Origin of the sequence: Fructobacillus ficulneus (assembly GCF_001047075.2) — a bacterium.
Classification (GTDB): Bacteria; Bacillota; Bacilli; order Lactobacillales; family Lactobacillaceae; genus Fructobacillus; species Fructobacillus ficulneus.
In genome coordinates this window covers 299186-302317 of record NZ_DF968005.1, presented here as the reverse complement: position 1 = coordinate 302317, position 3132 = coordinate 299186, and the positions used below count along the sequence as shown (strand labels likewise).

The 3132-nt window shown below is 46.3% G+C and carries 1 protein-coding gene; it reads right to left on the bottom strand.

Annotated features, from left to right (window positions below; all coding sequences use genetic code 11):
- On the bottom strand, positions 1 to 3109 hold a 3109-nt coding region (locus tag AOQ29_RS06115), incomplete at its 3' end, for a DUF1542 domain-containing protein (RefSeq protein WP_114675002.1).
- Positions 3110 to 3132: the final 23 nt, after the last annotated feature.

Here is a 3132-nt window from a genome sequence, read left to right as displayed (position 1 = left end):
TCACTAATTGACCAACCTGGGCCTTTTGGCTTTGTTGAGCCGAGTCATTCAGACTCGCGTCATTGGTGATGGCCAAATTAACGCTCTTAGCGATACTATCAACCTTGTCAGAGGCGTTTTGTTGTTGCGTGGCCAAATCCAAACCAGGTTGGTGCTGTTTGTCAACTTGCTTTTCAGCTTCAGCCAAGGCATCGGCGATTGACTGAGCAGAAACCGTCCCTGCCTTCTCCAAGATGGCATCTTGAGCCGTAACAGTCGAGTCAACATTGCCCTTTTGGCTATCTTGTTCTGCTGTCAGCAAAGTTACATCAGTATCAATATTCTTTTTAACGTTAATCGCATAGGTCGACAAGGCAATCTTGGCCGCATTAACCTGGTCTGACAGTGAACCAACACTCTGGTGGTCCTGATTGAGCTTGTCAGTGTACTGCTTGTTCAAATCAAACAACTGTTGGGCAGTATTTGTTGTCGCATCCAAGGCAGTCTGGGCGGCTGCCAAATCAGCATTGACCTGGTTTCCCTGTTGGGTTTTTTGTGCTGTCGTCAAGGTACTGTCATTGTTAATATTAACTTGCAAGCTCTTGGCTAAGTTAGCCAAGCCGTTCTTATAGTCACTCGCCTGGTAGGCAATTGACTTTCCCGGCTGGTGGTTATTATCGACAGCCGTGATGGCGGTAAACTTAGCTTCCTTGATTGATTGCGCATCTGGTGCATTATCAAGGTTTGTTTGAGCTGTCTGTAAGCTGGTATCAATTCCGGCCTTCTGTTTCGTTTTGACGGCATCGGTCAAGGTATTATCAGCATCGATGTCGCCCTTCACCTTTGTACCCTCATCCGTCAACTCTTTCATTGCTGCTTGGCGCTGAGTAGGAAGGGAGTCCCCTGGTTGGAATGTGTTATTGATGGTATCGGTCCAAGTATTTTGGTCATCTAAGATGGCCTGGGCTGTGTTCTCGCCATCAATCTTGGCATCCCCATCCTGTTCGGCCTTTAAAGCAGCTTGATTCTGCATAGTCTTGACAGTAATCAGCAAGGTCTTTTCATTACTAATTTTTCCTTGAGTTGTGTCCGATGCTTGCTTCAAGGCAGCCTTAGCATTGGCTTTTTGGGTGTCAAGGTCTAAGCCCTTCTTAAACTGATCTTGTAAGGCCTGTTCCTGGGCAGCCAGGGCATCCGCCAAGGCTTGGGCTGTCGAGGTCCCATTCAAAGCAGTAATAGCATCCGCGTTGGCTTTATTAAGGTTAGCCAATTGACTGGTTTTATCCGCATTAGTCAAAGTTGGTTCACCTTGAATAGCACTTTTAACCTGACCATATTTAGCAGACAAGGTTGTCAAGGCCGTTTGCTTTTGGGCAGCCAAGTCAGTCGAGGCAGGTGTATGAACACCATTCACTGCATTTAAGGCAGTATTATATTTGTCCAAAGCATCTTGAGCTGTATTTGTGCCGTTAATGGCTGTTGTACCAGCCTTCACAGCAGCATCAATGGCATCCTTTTGGCTTGCTTGCGCGCTTGTCAACAAAGTTGGGTCGGCATCAACAGCAGCCTTCGCATTCGTTGCTGCATTGGTCAAATCTGTTACCAATTGGGCTTGTTGGTCAGTGACTGATTTACCTGCTTGGTGTTGATCTCCAATATTTTGGAGGCCTTGCTTCAAATCATTAGCCAAAGTTTGAGCAGTTGTATCCTTACCAATGGCATCATTGGCAGCATTAAAGGCCTTGGTTAAGAGGTCACTTTGCTTTGTTTTATCAGCAGTAAGCAGCGTTGGATCGTTTTGAATATCATTAGAAACCGAATTAAACTTGTTTTGTAACTGATTTTTGGCGTCAGTTAAAAGAGCTCCAAAATCACCCTTAGCCTGATGACTCTTAGTCATAGCATCAAGAGCAGTATTGTAAGCTGTCAGCATGCTTTGAGCGTCCGGAGCATTGGCTGCTGATAAGGCAGTTTGACCATCCCCATAAGCCTTGGCCAAAGCTGCTTTCTGTGCGGTTTTATCGGCATCCAGCAACGTCTGATCACCATCAATCGCTGATGAAATCTCGTCATTTTGTGTCTTTAAGTTATCTAAATAAGTTGCCCGTTGGTCTTCAACGGCCGTTCCCGGTTTATGAGCTGGTGTAATCGCAGCCAAAGCGGTTGCTTGAGCATCCGCAATTGTTTGGGCAGCCTTTTCATCATTAGCCCCAGTAATTGCAGTATTAGCGGTCGATGCTGCATCATCAACAATTTTCTTTTGAGCGATCTTTTCCGAATTCAAAAGAGTTGGGTCAGCATCGATGGCATCATCAGCAGCCTTTTGGGCAGCCGAAACAGCTTGCTTTGCGGTTGACTGAAGATCAGCCACGGTCGTTGTAGGTTGAGGGTGGGCTGCATCAAGAGCATCAATCCCAGCCTTTTGAGCATTAATGATGGCCTGGGCATAGTTTACCCCACTAATACTAGACGTTGCCTGGCTATAGGCGGTTGCCAAGGCGGCTAATTGGTCTTTTTTAGTCTGGTCCAAAAGCGTCCCGTCAGCATTGATAGCTGCGGCAACCTTATTATTTTCGTCTTGCAAAGCCTTGTTAGCAGCAGCCTTTCGGTCAGCAATTGATTGACCATAGCCCATGGCCTGATCAATGGCAGCCACACCATTAGTTTTAGCAACTAAGATAGCTTGGGCATTTTTGGCATCCGTTAGGGCCGAACTTGCTTGGTTATAGGCAGTCGTTAACTGAGTATAGTGGGCCGCTTTTTCATCGTCACTTAAGGTTGGTTCCAAATTAATCTGTGAGTAGATTGACCCCTTTTCGTCATCCAAAACTTTTTGAGCAGCCTTACGCTGGTCATCAACGGAAGCTTGTGGTTGGTAAATCTTTTGAACCGCCTTCTCACCAGCTGCTCCATCATCAATAATTGGCTGAGCTGAGGTATCTGCTGCAATATTAGCAGTCGCAGCATCATAAGCTGCTTTAGCCGCCGCTAATTGACTTGATCGAACATCATCTGTCAGTGTGTTTTCTGCAGTAATGGATTGTTTTGTTGTATTGTAAACCCCATCCAAGCTATCTTGAGCAGTCTTCCGCCGATCAGCCAAACTTTCACCAGGCTTGAAAACAGCCATAGACGTTTGACCAGCTTGGCCGG